The sequence below is a fragment of the Acinetobacter sp. YH01025 genome (genome assembly GCF_013420185.1).
Lineage (GTDB): Bacteria > Pseudomonadota > Gammaproteobacteria > Pseudomonadales > Moraxellaceae > Acinetobacter > Acinetobacter indicus.
The window spans coordinates 18323-38807 of sequence record NZ_VOYR01000009.1 but is presented as its reverse complement, the minus strand read 5'-3'; the positions used below and the strand labels follow the sequence as shown (position 1 = coordinate 38807).

The 20485-nt window shown below is 48.4% G+C and carries 21 protein-coding genes; 16 read left to right on the top strand and 5 right to left on the bottom strand.

Going from position 1 to position 20485, the window contains the following annotated elements; genetic code table 11:
- The first annotated feature begins 17 nt into the window (after positions 1-17).
- From topA to FTT89_RS10150, 9 genes are all read left to right on the top strand, one after another.
- Positions 18-2654: a type I DNA topoisomerase gene (gene topA, locus FTT89_RS10190; RefSeq protein WP_005182090.1), complete on the top strand. Its 2637-nt coding sequence runs from the start codon at positions 18-20 to the stop codon at positions 2652-2654.
- A 93-nt stretch (positions 2655-2747) separates the two neighbouring features.
- On the top strand, positions 2748-3551 hold the full coding sequence (locus FTT89_RS10185) for an NYN domain-containing protein (protein ID WP_005182091.1): 804 nt from the start codon (positions 2748-2750) through the stop codon (positions 3549-3551).
- Between the two features lie 4 nt (positions 3552-3555).
- Positions 3556-4314, top strand: coding sequence for a hypothetical protein (locus tag FTT89_RS10180; protein ID WP_180006781.1), 759 nt, complete (start codon positions 3556-3558; stop codon positions 4312-4314).
- A 56-nt stretch (positions 4315-4370) separates the two neighbouring features.
- The gene (locus tag FTT89_RS10175; protein ID WP_180006782.1) at positions 4371-5510 is read left to right on the top strand and encodes a glycerate kinase; all 1140 of its coding nucleotides are present in this window, start codon (positions 4371-4373) and stop codon (positions 5508-5510) included.
- A 48-nt stretch (positions 5511-5558) separates the two neighbouring features.
- Positions 5559-5912 carry a hypothetical protein gene (locus tag FTT89_RS10170; RefSeq protein WP_180006783.1) on the top strand — a complete coding sequence of 118 codons (354 nt, stop codon included), beginning with the start codon at positions 5559-5561 and terminating at the stop codon, positions 5910-5912.
- Positions 5913-5980: 68 nt separating this feature from the next.
- Positions 5981-7972: an ATP-dependent helicase gene (locus tag FTT89_RS10165; RefSeq protein ID WP_180006784.1), complete on the top strand. Its 1992-nt coding sequence runs from the start codon at positions 5981-5983 to the stop codon at positions 7970-7972.
- A gap of 92 nt (positions 7973-8064) precedes the next feature.
- Positions 8065-8316 (top strand): RNA-binding protein, encoded by a 252-nt coding sequence (locus FTT89_RS10160; protein WP_005182105.1) that lies wholly within the window; start codon positions 8065-8067, stop codon positions 8314-8316.
- 178 nt (positions 8317-8494) lie between these two features.
- Complete coding sequence (locus FTT89_RS10155; RefSeq protein ID WP_180006785.1) at positions 8495-8998, top strand: DUF6586 family protein; 504 nt, start codon at positions 8495-8497, stop codon at positions 8996-8998.
- 102 nt (positions 8999-9100) lie between these two features.
- Positions 9101-9379 carry a hypothetical protein gene (locus FTT89_RS10150; protein ID WP_005182110.1) on the top strand — a complete coding sequence of 93 codons (279 nt, stop codon included), beginning with the start codon at positions 9101-9103 and terminating at the stop codon, positions 9377-9379.
- Between the two features lie 60 nt (positions 9380-9439).
- On the opposite strand, the gene FTT89_RS10145 is transcribed toward FTT89_RS10150, so the two are convergent.
- The 4 genes from FTT89_RS10145 to FTT89_RS10130 form a co-directional block, all read right to left on the bottom strand.
- Positions 9440-11158 carry a cation:proton antiporter gene (locus FTT89_RS10145; RefSeq protein WP_075167257.1) on the bottom strand — a complete coding sequence of 573 codons (1719 nt, stop codon included), beginning with the start codon at positions 11156-11158 and terminating at the stop codon, positions 9440-9442.
- A gap of 147 nt (positions 11159-11305) precedes the next feature.
- Positions 11306-11461 (bottom strand): 50S ribosomal protein L33, encoded by a 156-nt coding sequence (gene rpmG / locus FTT89_RS10140; RefSeq protein ID WP_003654787.1) that lies wholly within the window; start codon positions 11459-11461, stop codon positions 11306-11308.
- Positions 11462-11477: 16 nt separating this feature from the next.
- Positions 11478-11714, bottom strand: a complete 237-nt coding sequence (gene rpmB, locus FTT89_RS10135) for a 50S ribosomal protein L28 (protein WP_000048256.1) — start codon at positions 11712-11714, stop codon at positions 11478-11480.
- 164 nt (positions 11715-11878) lie between these two features.
- Positions 11879-13342: a coniferyl aldehyde dehydrogenase gene (locus tag FTT89_RS10130; RefSeq protein WP_005182115.1), complete on the bottom strand. Its 1464-nt coding sequence runs from the start codon at positions 13340-13342 to the stop codon at positions 11879-11881.
- A gap of 115 nt (positions 13343-13457) precedes the next feature.
- On the opposite strand from FTT89_RS10130, the gene FTT89_RS10125 reads away from it, so the two are divergent.
- The 7 genes from FTT89_RS10125 (at position 13458) to yddG (ending at position 19108) form a co-directional block, all read left to right on the top strand.
- Positions 13458-14168 carry a TetR/AcrR family transcriptional regulator gene (locus tag FTT89_RS10125; RefSeq protein WP_005182118.1) on the top strand — a complete coding sequence of 237 codons (711 nt, stop codon included), beginning with the start codon at positions 13458-13460 and terminating at the stop codon, positions 14166-14168.
- A 70-nt stretch (positions 14169-14238) separates the two neighbouring features.
- Complete coding sequence (purU, locus tag FTT89_RS10120) at positions 14239-15105, top strand: formyltetrahydrofolate deformylase (RefSeq protein ID WP_005182122.1); 867 nt, start codon at positions 14239-14241, stop codon at positions 15103-15105.
- A gap of 206 nt (positions 15106-15311) precedes the next feature.
- Positions 15312-16097, top strand: a complete 786-nt coding sequence (locus FTT89_RS10115) for an energy transducer TonB (RefSeq protein WP_016659573.1) — start codon at positions 15312-15314, stop codon at positions 16095-16097.
- A gap of 20 nt (positions 16098-16117) precedes the next feature.
- Positions 16118-16741, top strand: a complete 624-nt coding sequence (locus FTT89_RS10110; RefSeq protein WP_005182127.1) for a MotA/TolQ/ExbB proton channel family protein — start codon at positions 16118-16120, stop codon at positions 16739-16741.
- Complete coding sequence (locus FTT89_RS10105; RefSeq protein ID WP_005182129.1) at positions 16741-17145, top strand: biopolymer transporter ExbD; 405 nt, start codon at positions 16741-16743, stop codon at positions 17143-17145. Before FTT89_RS10110 ends, FTT89_RS10105 begins: the two co-directional genes overlap by 1 nt.
- Before the next feature lie 158 nt (positions 17146-17303).
- Entirely contained in the window at positions 17304-18218 is a 915-nt protein-coding gene (locus FTT89_RS10100; RefSeq protein WP_127799009.1) for a DMT family transporter, read from the top strand.
- On the top strand, positions 18218-19108 hold the full coding sequence (yddG, locus tag FTT89_RS10095) for an aromatic amino acid DMT transporter YddG (RefSeq protein ID WP_160241633.1): 891 nt from the start codon (positions 18218-18220) through the stop codon (positions 19106-19108). The genes FTT89_RS10100 and yddG overlap by 1 nt, the downstream gene beginning before the upstream one ends.
- A 43-nt stretch (positions 19109-19151) precedes the next feature.
- Here the strand turns inward: yddG and FTT89_RS10090 are convergent, their stop codons facing one another.
- Positions 19152-20399: a YihY family inner membrane protein gene (locus tag FTT89_RS10090; RefSeq protein WP_005182132.1), complete on the bottom strand. Its 1248-nt coding sequence runs from the start codon at positions 20397-20399 to the stop codon at positions 19152-19154.
- Positions 20400-20485 lie beyond the last annotated feature (86 nt).

The window sequence follows — 20485 nt, the reverse complement described above, 5'->3', positions numbered from 1 at the left end:
AGGAACTACGGTTAACTATGGCGAACGCTCCTCGCTCCACATCGAAAAGCACTACAGCAAAATCTGCCGATGGCGCTAAACGTGCCTTGGTGATTGTGGAGTCGCCTGCAAAAGCGAAAACAATCAACAAATACCTCGGTTCGAATTACATTGTAAAGTCGTCGGTCGGTCACGTGCGTGATTTGCCTACAGGCGCCAGTAAAAGTACAGAAAAGAAAACCACCACACGTGCCAAACTGACCGAAGCACAAAAAGCAGAAAAAGCTCAGCAGGCCTTGGTCAACCGCATGGGGGTAGACCCGGAGCATGGCTGGAAAGCCCAGTATGAAGTGCTACCGGGCAAGGAAAATGTTGTTGCTGAATTGAAAAAACTGGCATCGCAGGTCGATGAAGTCTATCTGGCAACGGATTTGGACCGTGAAGGGGAAGCCATTGCCTGGCATTTAAAAGAAGTCATTGGCGGTGATGATGCGCGTTATCAGCGTGTGGTATTTAACGAAATTACCAAAAATGCCATTCAGGAAGCCTTTAAGCATCCGGCACGTCTAGACACCAATAAAGTCAATGCGCAGCAGGCGCGCCGTTTCCTGGACCGTGTGGTTGGCTTTATGATTTCGCCATTGCTGTGGGAAAAAATTGCCCGTGGTCTGTCAGCCGGTCGTGTCCAGTCAGTAGCCGTCAAACTGGTGGTAGAGCGTGAACGTGAAATTCGTGCCTTCATTCCGGAAGAATACTGGCAGGTATTTGCCGATACCAAATCTGCACAAGATGATATTCGTCTGGAAGCAGTCAAGCAAAATGGCAAGACCCTAAAGCTGCGTAACAAGGCTGAAACCGATGCCTTGCTGAACCTGATTAAAGATGCAGACTATACGGTGGCTGCACGTGAAGACAAGCCAACCAAGGTGAATCCGAGTGCGCCATATATCACATCAACGCTGCAACAGGCGGCCAGTACCCGTCTAGGTTTCTCGGTCAAGAAAACCATGATGTTGGCACAGCGTCTGTATGAAGCCGGTTTTATTACCTATATGCGTACCGACTCGACGTTCCTGAGTGATGACGCCGTGAATATGGTGCGTACGCATATTGAATCCGAGTATGGCCAAAAATATTTACCGGCCAAGCCAAACCGCTACGGCAACAAAGCCGGCGCGCAAGAGGCTCACGAAGCGATTCGTCCATCCAATGTCGGTCTGAAAGGCGACAGCCTGGCTGGTGTCGAGCGTGATGCCCAGCGTTTATACGATTTAATCTGGCGTCAGTTTGTGGCCTGTCAGATGACTCCGGCCGAGTATTTATCATCGACCATTCTGGTCAATGCCAATGGGGTAGAACTGAAAGCCAAAGGCCGTACCCTGGTCTTTGATGGTTTTACCAAAGTACGTGGTCAGAACAAGTCTGATGATGATGTATTGCTGCCTGCAGTGAAAGTCGGCGAAGTGCTGAAACTGCAAAAGCTGGACCCATCACAACACTTTACCAAGCCGCCTGCACGTTTTACCGAAGCCTCGCTGGTGAAAGAACTGGAAAAACGTGGCATTGGCCGCCCATCGACCTATGCGGCGATTATTTCCACCATTCAGGACCGTGGTTATGTCAAGCTGGAAAACCGCCGCCTGTTTGCGGAAAAGATGGGTGAAATTGTCACCGACCGTCTGGATGAAAGCTTTAACAACCTGATGAACTACGACTTTACCGCGGACTTAGAAGGTCAGCTGGATAAAGTGGCCGATGGTGAACGCAACTGGAAAGATCTGCTCGACAGCTTCTATGGTGATTTTAAAACCCGTTTGACCAATGCACAGGGCGAACAGGGTATGCGCCGTAACCTGCCGGTGGAAGTGGATGCCGTGCATTGTCCGGAATGCGAACGTCCAATGCAGATTCGTACCGGCACTACCGGGGTATTCCTCGGCTGTTCCGGTTATAACCTGCCGCCAAAAGAACGCTGTAAGGGCACTCTGAATTTAACACCTGTAGAGTCTCTGGCAGCCCTGTCAGATGATGACAGTGCTGAAACCGCCGACCTGATGTCGAAAAAACGCTGCCCGATCTGTGAAACTGCCATGGATAGCTACGTGATTGATGGTGGCCGTAAATTGCATATTTGCGGTAATAACCCGGACTGTGCCGGTTTTGAGCTGGAAGAAGGCGAGTTCAAGATTAAAGGCTATGATGGCCCGACCATTCCATGTGATAAATGTGATGGCGAAATGCAGCTGAAAACTGGCCGTTTTGGTCCATACTTTGCCTGCACCAGCTGTGACAATACCCGTAAAGTCTTGAAAAACGGTCAGCCTGCGCCGCCGCGTGTCGACCCCATCAAGATGGAACATTTACGCTCGACCAAGCACGATGACTTCTTTGTCCTGCGTGATGGCGCTGCCGGTCTATTCCTGGCGGCCAGCAAGTTCCCGAAAGTGCGTGAAACCCGTGCACCGAAGGTGGCGGAACTGCGTACGGTTGCTGACCAGCTTGATCCAAAATATCAATTCATTTTGCAAGCACCCGATGTAGACCCAGAAGGCAACCCGACTCTGGTGAAATTCAGCCGTAAAAATCAGGCGCAATATATTGGCTCTGAAACCCCTGAAGGCAAGCAGACCAAATGGAGTCTGGTATATCAGGATGGCAAATGGGTTGAAGCCTAAAAGCTAAAAATAAAAAATGCCGACATCAGTCGGCATTTTTTATGTCAAAATCAACTCCACAATAAATTTGAATAATAAGCGCTTGGGGAACCGGTGGATATCCAAACAAAAAAATTTGCGGTGTTAATTGATGCCGATAACTCTTCGATTCACGCTATTGCTTCGGTGCTTGAAGAAGTCGCCAAATATGGCATTGCCAGCGTGAAACGGGTCTATGGGGACTGGAGCAGTGAAACCCTGAAAAAGTGGCGTGATGTGCTGTTGCCGCATGCCATTACCCCGGTACAGCAGTTTGCCTATACCAAAGGCAAAGATGCCACCGACATGATCCTGATTATTGATGCCATGGATTTACTCTATGCCGGAGCGCTGGATGGTTTCTGTATTGTATCCAGTGACAGTGACTTTACTCCGCTGGCTTCGCGGATTCGTGAAAATGGCCTGAGTGTTTATGGGTTTGGCAAAAAATCCACTCCGGAAGCCTTTAAAAAAGCCTGTGATAAATTTATTTATATTGAAAACCTGATCTCTGAAAATGAACTGAAAAATGCTGAAGAAGATGAAATCAGCCCGGTTCAGGACAAAAAGAACCTAGAAAGTGCAAAAAACTCCGAGCTAAAATCCAGCACTGTGCCGAAAGAAAACCCGGCTGCAGAGATGATGGATCGCGCCACACTGAATCTGATTTATAAAGCAGTCAAAGACAATGCCGATGAAAATGGCTGGGCCAATCTGGGCATGGTCGGGCAATATATCAGCGCGGTAAAACCGGATTTTGATTCCAGAAACTATGGCCGGGCCAAGCTTTCCGGACTCATTAAAACTCTGAATCTATTTGAAACCAAAATTGAAATGAGTCAGATGTATCTGAGAAAACTCAAAAAACAGAGCGCTTAAGCCGATGTGGAAAAAGATTCGTATCCTGATCCTGTTGCTGATTCTTTTCATTGTGGCGGTAAATGCCTATCGTGACCAGAATCAGGACTGGAATAAACCAGTGCGGGTGCTCTTGCATCCGGTGAATGCTGATGGACAGGACAGCACGCAGCGTTATATCCAGCAGCTGTCTAACAGCAGTTTTCAAACGGTGCAGCAGTATTTGCAGCAGGCCGCAGCACAGTATCGCCAGCAACCGGTATATTTTTATCTGCAGCTTGGCCGGGAACTGAAACAGTTGCCGCCACAGGTACCGGAACAGGCTTCTTTACTCGATAGCATCATCTGGAGTCTCAAGTTCCGGCTTTATGCCTGGCGTCAGCATCAGTCAGTTGATGGCGCACCGCATGTGACCCTGTATTTAAACTATTATGATCCAGCTCATCAAAAAGCTTTAAAACATTCTACCGCGCTGGAAAAAGGCCGGATTGGTTCGGTTAACCTGTTTGCCGCCGAGCGTCAGAACCAGCAGAATCATGTGGTACTGGCACATGAATTACTGCATGCCTTTGGCGCCAGTGATAAATATGATCTGGCCACCGGACTGCCGATTTATCCGCTGGGTTATGCCAACCCGCAGCAACAGCCACGCTATCCACAGCAGAAAGCTGAGTTAATGGGCGGGCATATTCCGCTAAGTAGCAGCACCAGCAAAATGTCGGACAGCCTGCAATACACCGTCATTAATGACCTGACCGCCGCGGAAATTGGCTGGCTACGCTAATATGCGGATAAGTCAACACTTATCCACAATGGACACCCACACTGGGGATAAACCACATGCCACTTCGTTTTGTGATTGCACCAGATTCCTTTAAAGAAAGCCTGAGCGCAGTACAGGCCGCCCAGGCCATGCAGCGCGGAATCTTGCGGCAGTTTCCGGATGCAATCTGTCGCTTGGTACCGCTGGCCGATGGCGGTGAAGGCACCGTCGATGCCCTGTTAAATGCATGTGCCGGGCAGAAAGTTTCGTGTCGGGTACGCGGCCCTTTGCCGCAGCAACAGGTTGAAAGCTACTTTGCCCTGATTGACGACGGCAAAACTGCAGTCATTGAAATGGCCAAGGCCAATGGTATTCATCTTATTCCGTTGGCGCAGCGCAATCCGGCGCTTACTTCTACTTATGGCACTGGCGAGATGATCCGCCAGGCGCTGGATCTGGGCGTGTCTAAAATCGTGATTGGACTGGGCGGCAGTGTCACCAATGATGCCGGCAGTGGAATGGCGCAGGCGTTGGGGGTGAAATTTTTAGATCAGGCTGGCCTGGAGGTGCAACCTTGTGGCGGCAATTTAAAGCAGATCTGCGAGATTGACCTTAGTGCTTTGGATGCCCGTTTGGCAACCACCGAGATGCTGATTGCCAGCGATGTCAATAATCCGCTCTGTGGGGAATATGGTGCCTCGGCCATTTTTGGACCGCAAAAAGGTGCCACACCGGAGCTTGTCAAAATTCTCGATCAGAACTTGGGTTATTTTGCCAATCTGGTTGAAACAACGCTCGGGGTTAATGTGCAACATCAGGCCGGGGCCGGTGCTGCCGGTGGACTGGGCTTTGGCTTGCTTGCTTTTGCACGTGCAAAAATTCAGTCAGGTGTTGAATTGCTAATTCAGCAAACCGGGTTGGCTGAAAAAATTGCACAGGCCGATGTGGTCCTGACCGGCGAAGGGAAAATTGATCGGCAGACCTGCATGGGCAAAACCCCATTTGGCGTGGCACAGGTTGCGAAAAGCTTGAATAAACCGGTCTATGCGTTTGCAGGAATGATCGGTGAAGATATTGAGCCGCTGCTGGAGGCGGGATTTACACAGATTATTGGTATTAATCTACCTGATATTTCAGTAGAAGATGCGATTCGAAATGCGGAAAATAATTTAACCGACAGCGTCGAAAATGTCATGCGATCGCTAAAGAAAGCTTGATAAACCCAGATGCCAATAGGGTTTAAAAAAATGATAAATAGGGAAATTATGAAAAAGATCATCTTGGTTTTGATATTAAGCTGCATCACCGTACACGGTTTTGCAAAACCAGCCTACCGCGAAAATATGCAAAATTATCTCAAGAAAAATCCTGTACAGCAAAACTCACAGCCGAGAGTACTGTCTTTTAATTTTGATGAGATACATCTGAACGTTTTAAAAAATCTGCTGGCAATTGAAAAGAAGGTCACGCTGATTGTGGATTCAGATGTCGACATGAATCATCAATTCCCCCTTCATTTACGCAATGCGAACTTTTTTGAATTTTTGGACGTAACGACCAGACAGCTGGGGCTGCAATACGAAGTACTCAATTCGAAAACGATCCGGGTTTACAAATAGGCTAGTTTTTATGTTGATGGGATGCTTATGATAAGATCTCGCTTTGAATTTTCGAGAAATGATTTGGTATGTCACTTGCACAGCTCATCGACGAGTTAAATCCCCAACAGAAAAATGCAGCCACCACTGAAGCAAAGCACAGTTTGGTCTTGGCTGGGGCAGGCTGTGGCAAAACCAAAACCATTGTGGCGCGTGCGGCTTATCTGATTGATCAGGGCGTTCCGGCCAACCAGATTCAGATTTTAACCTTTACCCGCCGTGCCGCTGCCGAAATTGTAGCGCGGGTCGAACTGGCGCTGGGCGAGCAGGCCAAGGGCTTGCGTGCTTCGACCTTCCATACCTTCTGTATGTATCTGCTGCGCCGGATTCCAAAAGCCTTTGGGCTGGAACAGTTCTCGATTATTGATCGTGATGACCAGATCATGATGTTCCGTTTACTGCGTGGTAAAGATGACAAGAAAAATCCAAATGCCTTGCCCAAGCCACAGCAGCTGTGTGACCTGTATTCATTTGCCCGCAATACCCGGCAAAAACTGAGTATTGCCCTGGAAAAACAGTTACCGGAATGTCTGGATTATAAAGATCAGATTGCCGAGATCATGAAAGAATATGAAGCGCGCAAGCAGGCGCGTCATTTTCTGGATTATGACGATATTCTGGCAATTGTCGCTTCGGCGCTGGCCCAATCAGAGGGGCTGGTCGATTATGTCGCGTCGTTGTGCCAGCACATGCTGGTCGATGAAATGCAGGACACCAATCCTTTGCAATGGGCCTTACTAGAGCCGTTAAAAGAGCGGGTGCAGCTGTTCTGTGTTGGTGATGATGCGCAGTCGATTTACGGTTTCCGTGGTGCAGACTTTGAAAACATTCATCACTTTAAAGAACGTGTTCCGGGTGCCCAGATTTATAAGCTGGAGCGTAATTATCGTTCAACCCAGGAAATTTTGGATCTGTCGAACTGGTTGCTGGAGCAAAGTCCGATCGGCTATGACAAACGGCTGGAGGCGTATCGCGGCAGCGGCTTAAAACCGCGCATGCACATTTTTCCGAATGAGTTTGATGAAGCCAAATGGATTGCCATTGATATCAAAGAGCGTCACTTTATCCATGGCGCAGCATGGCAGGAGCATATGGTGCTGGTGCGTTCCAGTTTTGCCGCGCGGCATATTGAAGCGGCCTTTATTGCCGCCAATGTTCCGTATCGTTTTATTGGCGGCATGAAATTACTGGAATCGGCACACGTTAAGGATTTGCTCAGTCTGCTGCGGGTCATTGCCAATCCGGCCGATGATATTGCCTGGATGCGTTTTCTGACCCTGTGGAATGGCGTGGGAGATGTCGGTGCCAGTAAACTGGCACAGCAGTTATTGTTGAATCCGGAAATGGAGCAGATTGCGGAAAAGCTGGAGAAATTTGGCCGGATTCCGGATAAAACCATTTTGATTATGAAGCAAATGGCGGTACTGAAACAGGAAGTCGACGTCTGTGTCAGTCTGGCGATTGAGGCACTGGTGGAGCAGCTGGAACAGAATTACGCCAAAAAAGACTGGTCAAAACGGCTTAAAGATTTTGATCTGGTCAAGCAGCTGGCCAGCAAACACGGTCAGCTCAGCGAGTTTCTGGAAGAATATGTGCTTGATCCGATTTCGATTAGTGAAATTGAACGTCAGTCAGATGATGATGTGGTCACGCTCATTACCATTCACTCGGCCAAAGGTACCGAGCAGAAGGTCTGCTATGTGGCCAATGTCACTGCCGGGCAGTATCCACATGCACGGGCGCAAGGGAATTTTGACGAAGTTGAAGAAGAACGCCGGGTGCTGTATGTGGCTTTAACCCGGGCGCAAAACGAGCTGATTCTGACCAAGCAGAACATCAGCTGGTGGGCCAGAGATACGGTCGATGAACAGGGGCGTACTGTGGAAAGCTATTTTCTGAACGATTTGACCCGTAACCTGTGTCAAAGTGAAACCCACTATAAAACCCGTGAACAAACTGTTAAAAGTGCGCTGATCGAACGCCAGAAGATTCGTTTAGATTTTGGGATTGATCTCGATTAAACTAGAGTCATGTGTTGTGCAGCTTGATGCACAATCTCCAGAGTAGAGTAGGCGCATGCTTTTGGATGATTTGGCCTATTTGGAAAAAGTAAATGAAAATTCTTGTACGTAATTTAGAGCGTTCTATCACCGATGCTGAACTGCTGGCGCTGTTTCAGCCGTTTGGCACAGTCGAATCTGCGGTGATTGTTAAAGAGGCTGACAGTGGCAAGTCCAAAGGGTTTGGCTTTGTGGAAATGCCGCATGGTCGTGAAGCCGTCAAAGCGATTAAGGGCCTGAATACCCTGAAAGTCAAAGGTGCTGGCATTCGCGTTAAAGCTGCGGAAGACAAGCCGAAAGCTTGAACATCAACAGGAGTCCTTAGTGGCTCCTTTTTTAGCGCTGCATTTTTCTCTATTTAAACTTATCGTAGAAAATATCGATGCTGATGATAGCGCTCATATGTATTTTTTGTTGGGCATTTGGACGCAGAGCGTTTAAGCTTAATGTTGAAATAAAAGCCAAAATTTAGGAACGCTATTCATGTCCCGTGTTGCTCGCTTTCATGCCGACCGTACCAATCAAAAACTGTATTTTGCCCGTCTTTCATGTCAGCAAGCCGAACAAACCGAACATATCCAGCAGGCGCAGGCACATCGCGAAGCAGCGGTGTTTCATCTGCATGGTGCTGTACTGGCCTTTTTGCAGGAACTGATGCGTTACTACCGCCTGAATGAGCTGCAGCCGACTTTAAAATCAATTGAAGAAGCGATGGCGGCCAAAGGTCAGGTATCGCCTGAAGTGGTGATTCTGCAAAAACTGGCCAAAGAAGGCTTTATTGCTGAATTAAAACGCGCTTATCGTCTTTGTCAGTATACGCCGGAGCCAAGCGCACCGGAACCGGAAGATGAGACTTCATCGAACCTGATTATTAAAGTCACTCAAACCCCGCAAGCATGGCTGCCAGATACCAAAATCCTGCGTGAATGGCATCGTGAGCTGATGCAGTTAATTGATGGTTTCAGAAATGAAATGGTGGAATTCTAAACCCGACCAGTGTCCCTTGAATTCTGAAAACCTGACATCATATTAACTATCTAAGCGATGCAAAGAGTCCATCTTTGCCACCATGTTGAACATGGAGGAATTATGTCTATAGAACAGTTAAAAGCCTTATTTGGAAATCAGGACGCGATTTTGGAATTGGTTCAGCTTGAAGGTGGTGAGTTGGCATTGCGTAATGCTGGTTCAGAACAGGAACCTCTGGTCAAAATCCAGTTTAATGATGAAGTCAAAGCCCTGCTGGGAGATCAGACGCCAATTGTCGCCCAGCACATGATTCAGGCCGCATTATTCGGGCTGCTGGAAAAGCAGGTCAATGAATGGCAGGCCGAAGTGGTTGATGAGCAGCCGAAGTATCTGAGCTAGTCGGCTCATGCTCTGGAATGCAAAAGCGCACCTGAAGGTGCGCTTTTTTGTGCCTGAGGCTTAATGTGAGGGTGGTTGATGATGGGCAATTTCAATCTGGTTTAAAATATGATTGCTCATGTTCTTGGCCATTTCTTCTTTGGCAAAGTACACCTCACCGATATTGTCACGGCGAATGACTTCGGCTTCTTCTTTGCTTTCCGCGCAGATCAGCACCTGAATTTGCGGATTCAAAGTAGTCGCAATATCAACAATTTTATGAATATCAATAATGTCCATCGGTGAAATCACCAGTAAACGGGCATGTTGAATATGTGCCTGAATCAGTACTCCAGGCTCAGTGGCCACACCAGATACCGCAGCAATGCCTTTTTCCCGCAGGTTTTCAACAATCTCACGGTTTTCTTCGGCAATCACCACCTTGATATTTTCCGCCATCAGGTTTTTGGTAATACGGCGGCCGACTTCACCATGGCCAATAATCACGACCTGATCCCGCAGATAATCTTGTGAAACTTCATCGGGTAACATCGCCAGCGGGTCGCCACTGCGTTCCAGCAAACGGGCTAGATGTGAGCGCTCGCGAATCCAGCGCTGTACCGGTTCAATCGCCGAAAACAGGAAGGTGTTTAAGGTAATGGAAATCAGGGCACCGGCCAGAATCAGGTTTTGACCTTCTAGAGACAGCAGCTGTAACGATACGCCGAGCGTGGCCAGAATAAAGGAGAATTCACCAATCTGCGCCAGTGAAGCACCCACCGTTAATGCAGTGTTAATCGGGTAGCGGAAGAACAGGACTAGGGCCATGGCGGCAATGGTTTTACCAATCATGATAATGCCGACCACTGCCAGCACATGCAGCGGTTCTTCCAGCAGAATCCGCGGGTCAAACAGCATCCCCACCGACACGAAGAACAGGATCGAGAAAATCTCCCGTAGCGGCAGGGTTTCTTCTTCAGCACGATGGCTAAAGTCAGACTCTTTCACCACCATACCGGCAAAGAAGGCGCCCAGTGCCATCGACACACCAAAGACTTTATAGGCACCAAAGGCAATTGACACGGCCGCCGCGACCACAGTCAGGGTAAACAGTTCACGGGAACCTAGACGCGCCACCACCTGCATAATCCAGGGTACCAATCGTTTTCCGACAATCAGCATAAAGGCAATAAAGCCGGTGACTTTTAACAGGGTAATGCCCAGTGTCAGCCAGATGTTTTCATCAGCTGCACTACCGGCAAGTGCCTGTCCACCCAACAGGACCGCAGTAGCCGGTAACAGTACCAGCACCAGTACCATCACCAGATCTTCGACCAGCAGCCAGCCCACGGCAATCTTGCCGTTGACCGAGTCTAGCAGGCCGCGATCCCCCAGTGCTTTGAGTAGAACTACCGTACTGGCACAGGACAGGCTAAGACCGAACACCAGTGCAGAGCCGAAACTCCAGCCCCACATCATCGAGACTCCAATCCCCAGTAAAGTGGCGACAGTAATCTGCAGGATGGCACCGGGCAGGGCAATCCGTTTGACTTGCATCAGGTCATTGAGCGAGAAATGCATCCCGACGCCAAACATCAGGAACATCACACCCAGTTCAGCCAGCTGGTTGGCCAGGTGAATATCACCGACCACGCCGGGCGTATTTGGACTAATCAGGATACCGGCCACCAGATAACCGATCAGGGGCGGTAAACGTAAACGGGCGGCAATATAGCCGAACAGTAAGGCCAGTCCAAAGCCGACAGCCAATAAGATAATAAGTTCTACATCATGCGGCACTAACAACTCCTTAAGCCAAGGTTAAGGGTAAAAAAGACAAGCACAGAGAGTGCCAGATTGAAAAGATCAGGAAATTTTAACAACTGGAAGAAAAAAAGTGCAAAAAAAACGACCTGCAGAGAGGTCGTTTTTTTCAAAAAGCCAAAATTATTTGATTTTAGCTTCTTTGAAGATTACGTGTTGACGGATTTTTGGATCAAATTTTTTGATTTCCATTTTTTCCGGCATAGTACGTTTGTTTTTAGTCGTGGTATAGAAATAACCTGTACCAGCTGTAGAAACTAAGCGAATCTTATCACGCATTGTCCTGACTCCTTACTTAGATCTTTTGACCTTGAGCACGTAGGTCAGCAACAACCTTTTCAATGCCCAATTTGTCGATAATACGCATACCTTTAGTGGTTAAACGAAGACGTACAAAACGTTTTTCGCTTTCTAACCAGAAACGGTGGTGGTGCAGGTTCGGCTCGAACCGGCGCTTAGTTTTGTTGTTGGCGTGTGAGACGTTGTTACCAACGACTGGACGCTTGCCGGTAACTTGGCAAACCTTAGACATGGTGTAACTCCATTGATTTAGCCAACAGCAAATCTGTATGGCCAGTCAAAAATAAACGGATGAATTCATTCAAGGGGCGTTTTATACCAAAAATGCGCTTAAAAGACAAGCGATTTTCAGGAAAACGCAGCATGAGCCATGCTAATAGCTCATGCCTTGATCATTTAGCGAAGAAGCATCTTTGAAATTAGTCTGTGAATCGGCTTATTGAACGGCGGCAGGATGTATTTCAAGCTATACAGCTTCGGATTAGACATCACCGAGCGTTCATGCGACAAACTGAAGAATCCTTCGGGACCATGATATTTGCCCATCCCTGACGCACCGACACCACCAAATGGTAAGTCATCCTGTGCGACATGGGTCAGTACCATGTTTTGTCCGAAATGCCCTGAATGGGTACGCTGTGCGACATAGTCGGCACGCGCCTGATCAAAGTCGAAGTAGTATAATGCAAGTGGACGCGGACGGCTATTAATAAACTCGATTACATCATCAATTTGTTCATATTCCATGATGGGCAGCAGTGGTCCGAAAATTTCCTCTTTCATGATGCGCATTTCGGTGGTGACCCCGGTCAGTACGGTCGGAGCGACTTTGCGTACATCGTCCAGCAGTTCATTTTGCGGATTGATTTCAATCAGTTGGGCGCCCTGTTCACGGGCATTGTCTAAATAGCCCTGCAGCCGGTTGTACTGCTTGTCATTAATAATGGAGGTGTAATCCTGATTGTCGCGCAGACTTGGATACATCTGCTTAATATATTGTTCATAATGACCCAGGAATTCGGCGGTTTTGCCTTTAGGCAGGAACATATAGTCCGGTGCCACGCAGGTCTGTCCGGCATTCCAGAGTTTACCAACCGCAATCCGCTCGGCAACATCGGCCATATCACTTGATGGATGCACCAGCACGGGCGATTTACCGCCCAGCTCTAAAATCACCGGCACCAGATTTTCGGCTGCCGCCGCCATCACGGTTTTACCGACATTGGTCGAACCGGTAAAAATCATTTTATCGAAGGACAGATGACTAAAGGTATCGGAAATCGCACCGCCGCCGGTAATGACCGCCACCAGTTCCTGCGGGAAAGCTTCAGCAATGGCATTTTCCAGCACACGGCCAAAATGCATCGAGGCACTGGAAATTTTAATCATGGCGTGGTTGCCGGCTGCTAAAGCGCAGATTAACGGACCGACCGACAGTAACAGCGGATAATTCCACGGTGCAATAATGCCGACCACACCCAAAGGCTGGTATTGCACCCAGGCTTTGGCCGGCTGATGAATAATTCCGACATGTCGCTTGGATGGTTTCATCCAGCCACTGAGGTTTTTGCTGTAGTATTTGATATGTTCAAGGCAGGTGAGTAATTCGCCAATTTTGGTCTCGCCCATCGAACGGTTACCATAGTCTTCATTAATTGCTTCGGCAAACTGATCCTGATATTTAACCAGCACCCGTTTTAACCGTGCCAGACGGTCAATCCGTTCTTTGGCGGTTGGCAGCGGATAGCGCTGATAGGCGTATTTCTGCAGGGCCAGAACATCATGTAAACGTTGTGCATCAAGGTTATGGGGCGTGCTGTCGGGAGTGGTCATCGAAGTTGTTTTTGTTTGACTGTTCATGGCGTGTTACCATTCGATTGAATCAATTAATTTAGTTTTTAGAGTATTTACTCTAAATAGTCAAGTTACTTTATCTGTTAGTTTCTTAACAGTTTGAAAGAATGGTTACTTTAGGATGTCACACTCGAAAACGGTGAAAACCAAAGAACGTATTTTGCAGTTAAGCCTGCAACTTTTTAATGAACGTGGCGAACGTGTCGTGACGACCAATCATATTGCAGCTGAATTGGGTATGAGTCCGGGTAATTTGTACTATCATTTCCGCAATAAAAACGAAATTATTAAAGAGCTGATGGAGCAGTATCAGGCCGAAACCCTGAGCATGCTGGCCTTGCCAGATGACCGTCCGCTGGATGCCAACGATAAGATTCATTACTTTCAGGTCCTTAGCAGCCAGTTATGGAACTACCGCTTTTTGCATCGGGATGTCTATCATCTGGTGGAAAATAACGAAGATTTCCGCAAAATGTATCCGCGTTTTGCCGGACAGGTGATGCAGCAGGGACAAAAAATTTATAAAGCTTTCGTGGAAGCCGGTTTAATGGAAATGACCGACTCGGAAATTGAAGCCTTAATTATTAACCTGTGGATTGTGCTGACCAACTGGACCAACTTCCTGTATATGTCGGGGCATATTACCGACTCGAATACGCTGGAAGAGAAGTGGGTCTGGCAGGCGCTGCGTCAGATGGTATTCCTGGAAGGGGCGTATTTGCGTGGTGAAAGCCGTCAAACCTATGAAGGCCTGTTACAGACCCTGGGTTCATCGGAACTGTTTGCCAGCTTATCTTCAAGCAAGAATACAGAAACTGATTCCCCTATTTAGTCTGTTAAGGAAACGCGCTAGAATAGCCGGCTTATTTTTTCAATTTAACTGATTAGTGATATAAACCAACATGAATATGACGACTGCGAATACTGCACGTTTACTGATTACTTGTGAGGATAAGCCAGGTATCGTGCAGGCTGTATCGAGCTTTTTGTATCATCAGGGAGCAAATATTACCGCACTTGATCAATACGCGACTGAAGCTCAGGGCGGGCGTTATTTCATGCGCGTTGAATTCGAGCTGGATCATCTGCAAAGCCGTCGTGAAAGCCTGATCCAGACCTTTGCCAGCAATGTGGCCGAGCGTTATGAAATGCAATGGCGTCTGGCCTTGGTGGCCGATGTGAAAAAGGTCGGTATTTTAGTGTCTAAAGTCGATCATGCCTTGCTGGAACTGTTATGGCGTCATGCGCGTGGTGGTCTGCCGTGTGAAATCACCAAAGTGGTGTCGAATCACGAAACTTTACGTGAAGCGGTTGAGAACTTTGGTATTCCATTTGAAGTGGTGCCGGTTAACAAGGAAAATAAACGCGAAGCCTATGCCAAAATTGATGAATTGATGCAGGGCAATGATGTACTGGTGCTGGCACGTTATATGCAGATTCTGGATGAAGAATTTGTCAGCAAATGGGAAATGAAAGTGATCAATATTCACCATTCCTTCCTGCCAGCTTTCGTTGGCGCCAACCCGTATCAGCAAGCCTATGACAAAGGCGTGAAACTGATTGGGGCAACTGCGCACTATGTGACCGCGGATTTAGACCAGGGCCCGATTATCGAGCAGGATGTGGAGCGTGTCAGCCACGATTTTACGGTCGAGCAGCTGCGTGAACTGGGTCAGGATGTGGAGCGTAACGTGCTGGCGCGTGCAGTGAAATGGCATCTGGAAGACCGGATTATTGTCGATGGCAATAAAACAGTGGTATTCCAATAAGTTGTTGTGAATCAGCAGATTTAAAGGCATACTTTTAGTATGCCTTTTTTATTGATTATTTGAAAAAGCCATTAAAATAGCCAAATTAATTGTTGCAAATGAAAACACTTCTCATTTATCATTGCGGTACTTTAATTGTGCTAACCGATGAGCTTGATAGGTCAAATCTGAAACTGGCTATCACCTCTTTAAGGTAACTGAGTTTAATGAGTCCATCTTCTACTCCCATGATGCAATCTCCTCATCCCATGAAAAAGAAAGTGCTGTCTGCACTGGTGGCCGTGGTTATTGGCCATATCGGGGTGTTGTGGGCGGTTAGCCAGATGGAATCACCGGAACTGAAACCGATTGACAAGGAGCCGCTAAAAGTCCGCTTTGTCAAAATTCAGGAACCCCCAAAACCTTTACCGCCACAACCAAAAGCAGAACCAAAACCGGCACAGCCTAAGCCACCAGAAGTCAAAGAAGTGAAGGTGGTTGAAAAACCATTGCCACCACCACCGAAAAAAGTGGAAAAAGTCCAGCAGGTGAAAAAGGCCGAAGCGCCAAAACCTGTGGTCAAACCGGTTGAGCCAACGCCGCAGCCAACGCCAACCGTTACCACCACGGTTTCTGAAACCAAAGTGGTGAAACCGGCACCGCAACCGGTGGTACAGCCTGCGCCAGTAGCGCCGCCTGCACCAGCTGTGCCAGCAACCAAATCGGTATCAATTGGGGGCTCGGGCGTGCAGTGGAGCCGCTCACCAAAACCATCGTATACCAACCGAGATTTACAGGGTGAAACCCGTAGCGTTGTGGTCTTAATTGAAGCCAATGAAAAAGGCTCAATTACCAGTGCGCGGATTACCCGTTCAAGCGGCATTGCTGCTTTAGATGAAAAGATTTTACGCGCTGTGCGTAGTGCAAAATTCAAACCGTACAAGGAAAATGGCGTTGCTTATCCAATTCGTGCCGAGCAACCCTTTGAATTGACATTGAATCCTAACGGCTAACTTTAATCAGGAGTTCGAGTATGAACTTTTCAGTTTATTGGCAACATGCAGATGCAGTCAGCAAAACACTGTATTTCGTGTTACTGGCAATGTCGATTGCGACCTGGACAATTTTTGTGCTGCGTCTGATGGGCACCCGCCAACTTAAACAGCAAGCCTATGCTCAACTCGCTCAAGCGCTGAACAGCCTGAAAGCCAAATTTGCGCCTTTAAGTTTTGAACAGCGCAAGGCCGTGGCAGAGCAGGCGCTGTTACGCCAGATTTCGGCAGAAAAAGCCTCTGCAGAAAAAGGCGTATCGGTACTCGGAACTATTGCATCGCTGGCACCGTTTGTCGGTCTGTTTGGTACTGTATGGGGGATTTTCCACGCGCTGGTAGCGGTGGGTAAAAGCGGTCAGGCTGGCCTTGCTCAAGTGGCGACGCCTGTCGGTGAAGCACTGATCATGACCGGTTTTGGTCTGGCTGTCGCAATTCCAGCAGTTATTGCCTATAACATCTGTAGCCGTTTTAACCGGACCTTGTCACATGAACTGCAAGATCATGCACACAACCTGTTAATTGACACCATGCTGCAGCAGGATTCTGCGACCGCTCAGGCTGAAGTGAAAACTGCACAGCAAGGTTTAGTGGGAGGTCAGGCTTAATGGCATTTCAATTGGGTGAAGACAACGATAGCGGCATGAATGAGATGAACCTCATTCCGCTCATCGACATTATGCTGGTCTTGATGATCATCTTCCTGGTGACAGCGACCGTTGCCAACCCATCAATACCATTAACCTTGCCAGAAACCACGGCAGAAATTATTGATCCACCACCACAGGCGATTACCGTTAGCATTAATGCTTCGGGTGAAGTGGCCTGGGATGATCAGATCATCAGTCTGGATGAGCTGGAAAACCGTTTAAATGCGGCAGGCGAGCAGGAACGTAAGCCAACGGTACAATTACGTGCCGACAAAGATGCCCGTTATGATACCGTTGCCCAGGTAATGTCACGTGCGAGTGAAGCCGGACTCAGTGATATTGCCTTTGTCAGCGATAACTAAACGTGACAGGCCAGACTCAGGACGACCCATCACGGGTCGTTTTTTTATGGCAGCTGTTTATGTGTAAATTGCAGGAAAAGCGTGCAGCACATATTTTAAATGCCTGCCAATTCAATTAAGGTAGGCTAGGGAAAAACGAGAATTTTCAAGGAATTTTGGTGAAACAACGACAGGCACTGGATGCCAGAGCAGCCAGTATAATGTTTGTGCTGTGTATTTTCTGGGGACTGCAGCAGGTGGTGCTAAAAATTGCCGCGCCTGATATTTCACCGCTAATGCAAATGGCGCTGCGTTCCGGGATTTCTGCGCTGCTGGTCTGGCCGTTAATCCGGCTGGCTCAAGGTGTGCATTTATGGACACCGACGTATTTGTATCCGGGCTTGCTGGTCGGGCTGCTATTTGCCGCCGAATTTTTTATGCTGGCTGAAGCCATCCGCTTTACCTCGGCCTCCCATACCGTGGTGCTGCTGTATACCGCGCCAATTTTTGTAGCTTTAGGCCTGCACTGGAAGCTGCCCAGTGAACGGCTTTCCCTGCTGCAATGGAGCGGTATTCTGCTGGCTTTTCTGGGCATTGTGGTGACTTTTTTGGGGCGTGACAGTCAGCTCAGTGCCGCAACCAGTTCCATGCTCTATGGCGACTTTCTGGCTTTATGTGCCGGTATTTTATGGGCGGCCACTACCATAGCGGTGCGCTTAACCCCGCTGGCCGAAGCACCAGCCACCCAAACCTTGTTCTATCAGCTGCTGGGCGGTTTTATCGTGCTATTCCCTTTGGCCTACTGGTCCGGACAGGCGGTGGTGCACTGGAGTCCGGTCGCTATTGGCAGCCTGTTGTTTCATGCCATTCTGATTTCTTTTGCCAGTTATTTAATCTGGTTCTGGTTACTGAAAAACTATCTGGCCTCACGCTTGGGGGTATTTTCTTTTTTAACCCCATTATTTGGGGTGCTGTTCGGCGTGTGGCTGCTGGGTGAGCAACTGGAACACAGCTTTATTATGGGTGCTATCCTGGTGATGCTGGGCGTGGTTATGGTCAGCGCACAGGGCTGGTTCAAGCGGCGCGTGGCCTGATGCTGAGCCAATCACAACGCTTTACTGCACTGGGCTTGAGCTCACTGCTGATCTGGGCCAGCCTAGTAGGTGTGGTCAAGCTGATTAGTGAGCAGCTCAGTCCGGTGCTGGCACTTGCGCTTATTTATAGTGTCAGTGCGCTGGTGATTCTGCTGCACCAAGGTTGGCCCAAACTTAGCCAGATGCCGAAAATCTATCTCTGGGGGAGTGGGGCATTATTTGTCAGCTATGAAATTCTGTTCCTGCTGTCGATTGCTTTATCGACACAGCGCGAACAGGTGCTGATGATTGCCATGATCAATTATCTGTGGCCGCCGCTGAGTATTGTGCTGGCGATTCTGGCCAAACAGCTGCGTTATCACTGGGCGGTAATTCCAGGCTTTTTGCTGGCCGTACTGGGCTTGATGCTGGTGGTCAATCCGGAGATCTGGAACTTGGCCCAGCTCTGGAGCGTACTGACGGAAAATCCGTTGGCTTATAGTCTGGCATTTTTAGCGGCCTTGTTATGGCCCTGCTACGGGGCGCTGACCCGAGCCTATGCCCAAGGCAGCAATGCAGTGTCACTGTTTTTTGTGGTGACTGCGGGTTTGCTGTGGGCGCTGCATGTAGGACTGGATGAGCCATGGCAATGGCCAAGCCTTTCGCTATGGGGATGGATTGTGCTGGCCGGTGCCCTGATTGGGATGGCCTATCATAACTGGAACCAGAGTATTCAGTTTGGCCGTATTCAGCTGCTAATTCTGGCCACCTATTTTATTCCAGTGCTGTCTTCATTGATCTCGATGTGGCTGTTGCAGCTACAGCCTGGCTGGGTGTTCTGGCTCGGCTGTAGTCTGGTCAGTCTGGGTGCGCTGATCTGCTGGAAAAGCACCAGCGAAATTTCCGCTTAGCTGGCGCTTATTTCCCGGCCTTAAAGATCAGCAGGTGCTACCTCTATTTTTCTTCAAAAATTTTCGACAATGGAATCGACAGCTTGGCTGCCAGATAGTCATCGGCCTCAATCAGCGCCGGTCCGAGTTTCTGCATCCATTCATCATCCGGATGAATATTGCCGACATCTTTGCGCTGTGGTAGAGGATAAGGCAGCTGGGTATAAAAACTCCAGAAATTGACCTGCGATAAATTTCGTACCAGCACCAGTTCATCGTTATCGGTGCGTTTAATCAGGTTTTGCTGCTCCAGCATCCAGATATAATTCGGTAAACGGCCAATTTCATCGCGGCCCAGTACTTCCAGTGCTTCCTGCTCGGTCACGCTTTCGCCTTTTTTCTGTTTTTGATAAAACAGCTCCAGCAGGTCCAGCAGCATAATCATCGGATGGCGTTTCTGGTCTTTGCCGGAATTAAAAGCGGTGAGGGCAAAGCTGATTTCCACGCCCAGCAAAATAATATTCCACGACAGAAAAATCCACAGCAGGAAAATCGGCACGGCAGCAAAGGCGCCATAGACAATTTCATAACTGGTGAAATTCGACATGATAAAGCCGAACAGGTTTTTTAATGCCTCAAACACCACCGCACTAAAGACGCCGGCAATCAGCGCGGCTTTAATCGGCACATTGCGGTTGGGAATGGTCCAGTACAGAATAAAAAAGCCGACAATGGTCAGGGAAAAGGAAATGATCCACAGAATAAAAGCACCGTTGACCTCATAACCGGCAAAGTTATTGCTCAGTACATTCATCGAGGCAACGGTAGATGACAGCACAAAGGCGCTGCCAAGTAAAATCGGCCCCAGCGAAATAATGGTCCAGTAGCGCATAAAGCCCATAATCCCGCCTCGGGTTTCTTTTACCCGCCAAATCCGGTTAAAGGCAGTTTCGATACTGGTCAGCATCAGTACAGTGGTAATGAACAGGAACAGAATCCCGATAATGGTGAGATTGCTGGATTTATCGGTAAAGGCATTCAGGGCCTTATCAAAGGCGATGGTGGTTTTGGGCAGAAAGTTGCTGTAAATCAGCTGCTGTAACTGCTGACGCGCCGGTTCTAAAGCTTTAATCGAGGAGATGATGACCAGAAAAACCGTCAGCATTGGCACCACCGCAAACAGTGTGGTATAGGTGAGCGAGCCGGCCTGTTCACGACAGCGGTCTGCTTCAAAACGGCGTAATACAAACAGCACGAATTGAAACCACTGGTGGTCATAAAAGGGCAGCTTTTTTAAATACTCAACAATCATGCGGCTAAAGTCTCGATTTTTTTAGTGATCTTTCTGTGTTTTCCTGTGCCAGCTTAACCAAAAATACAGCAAAATACCGTATAGTT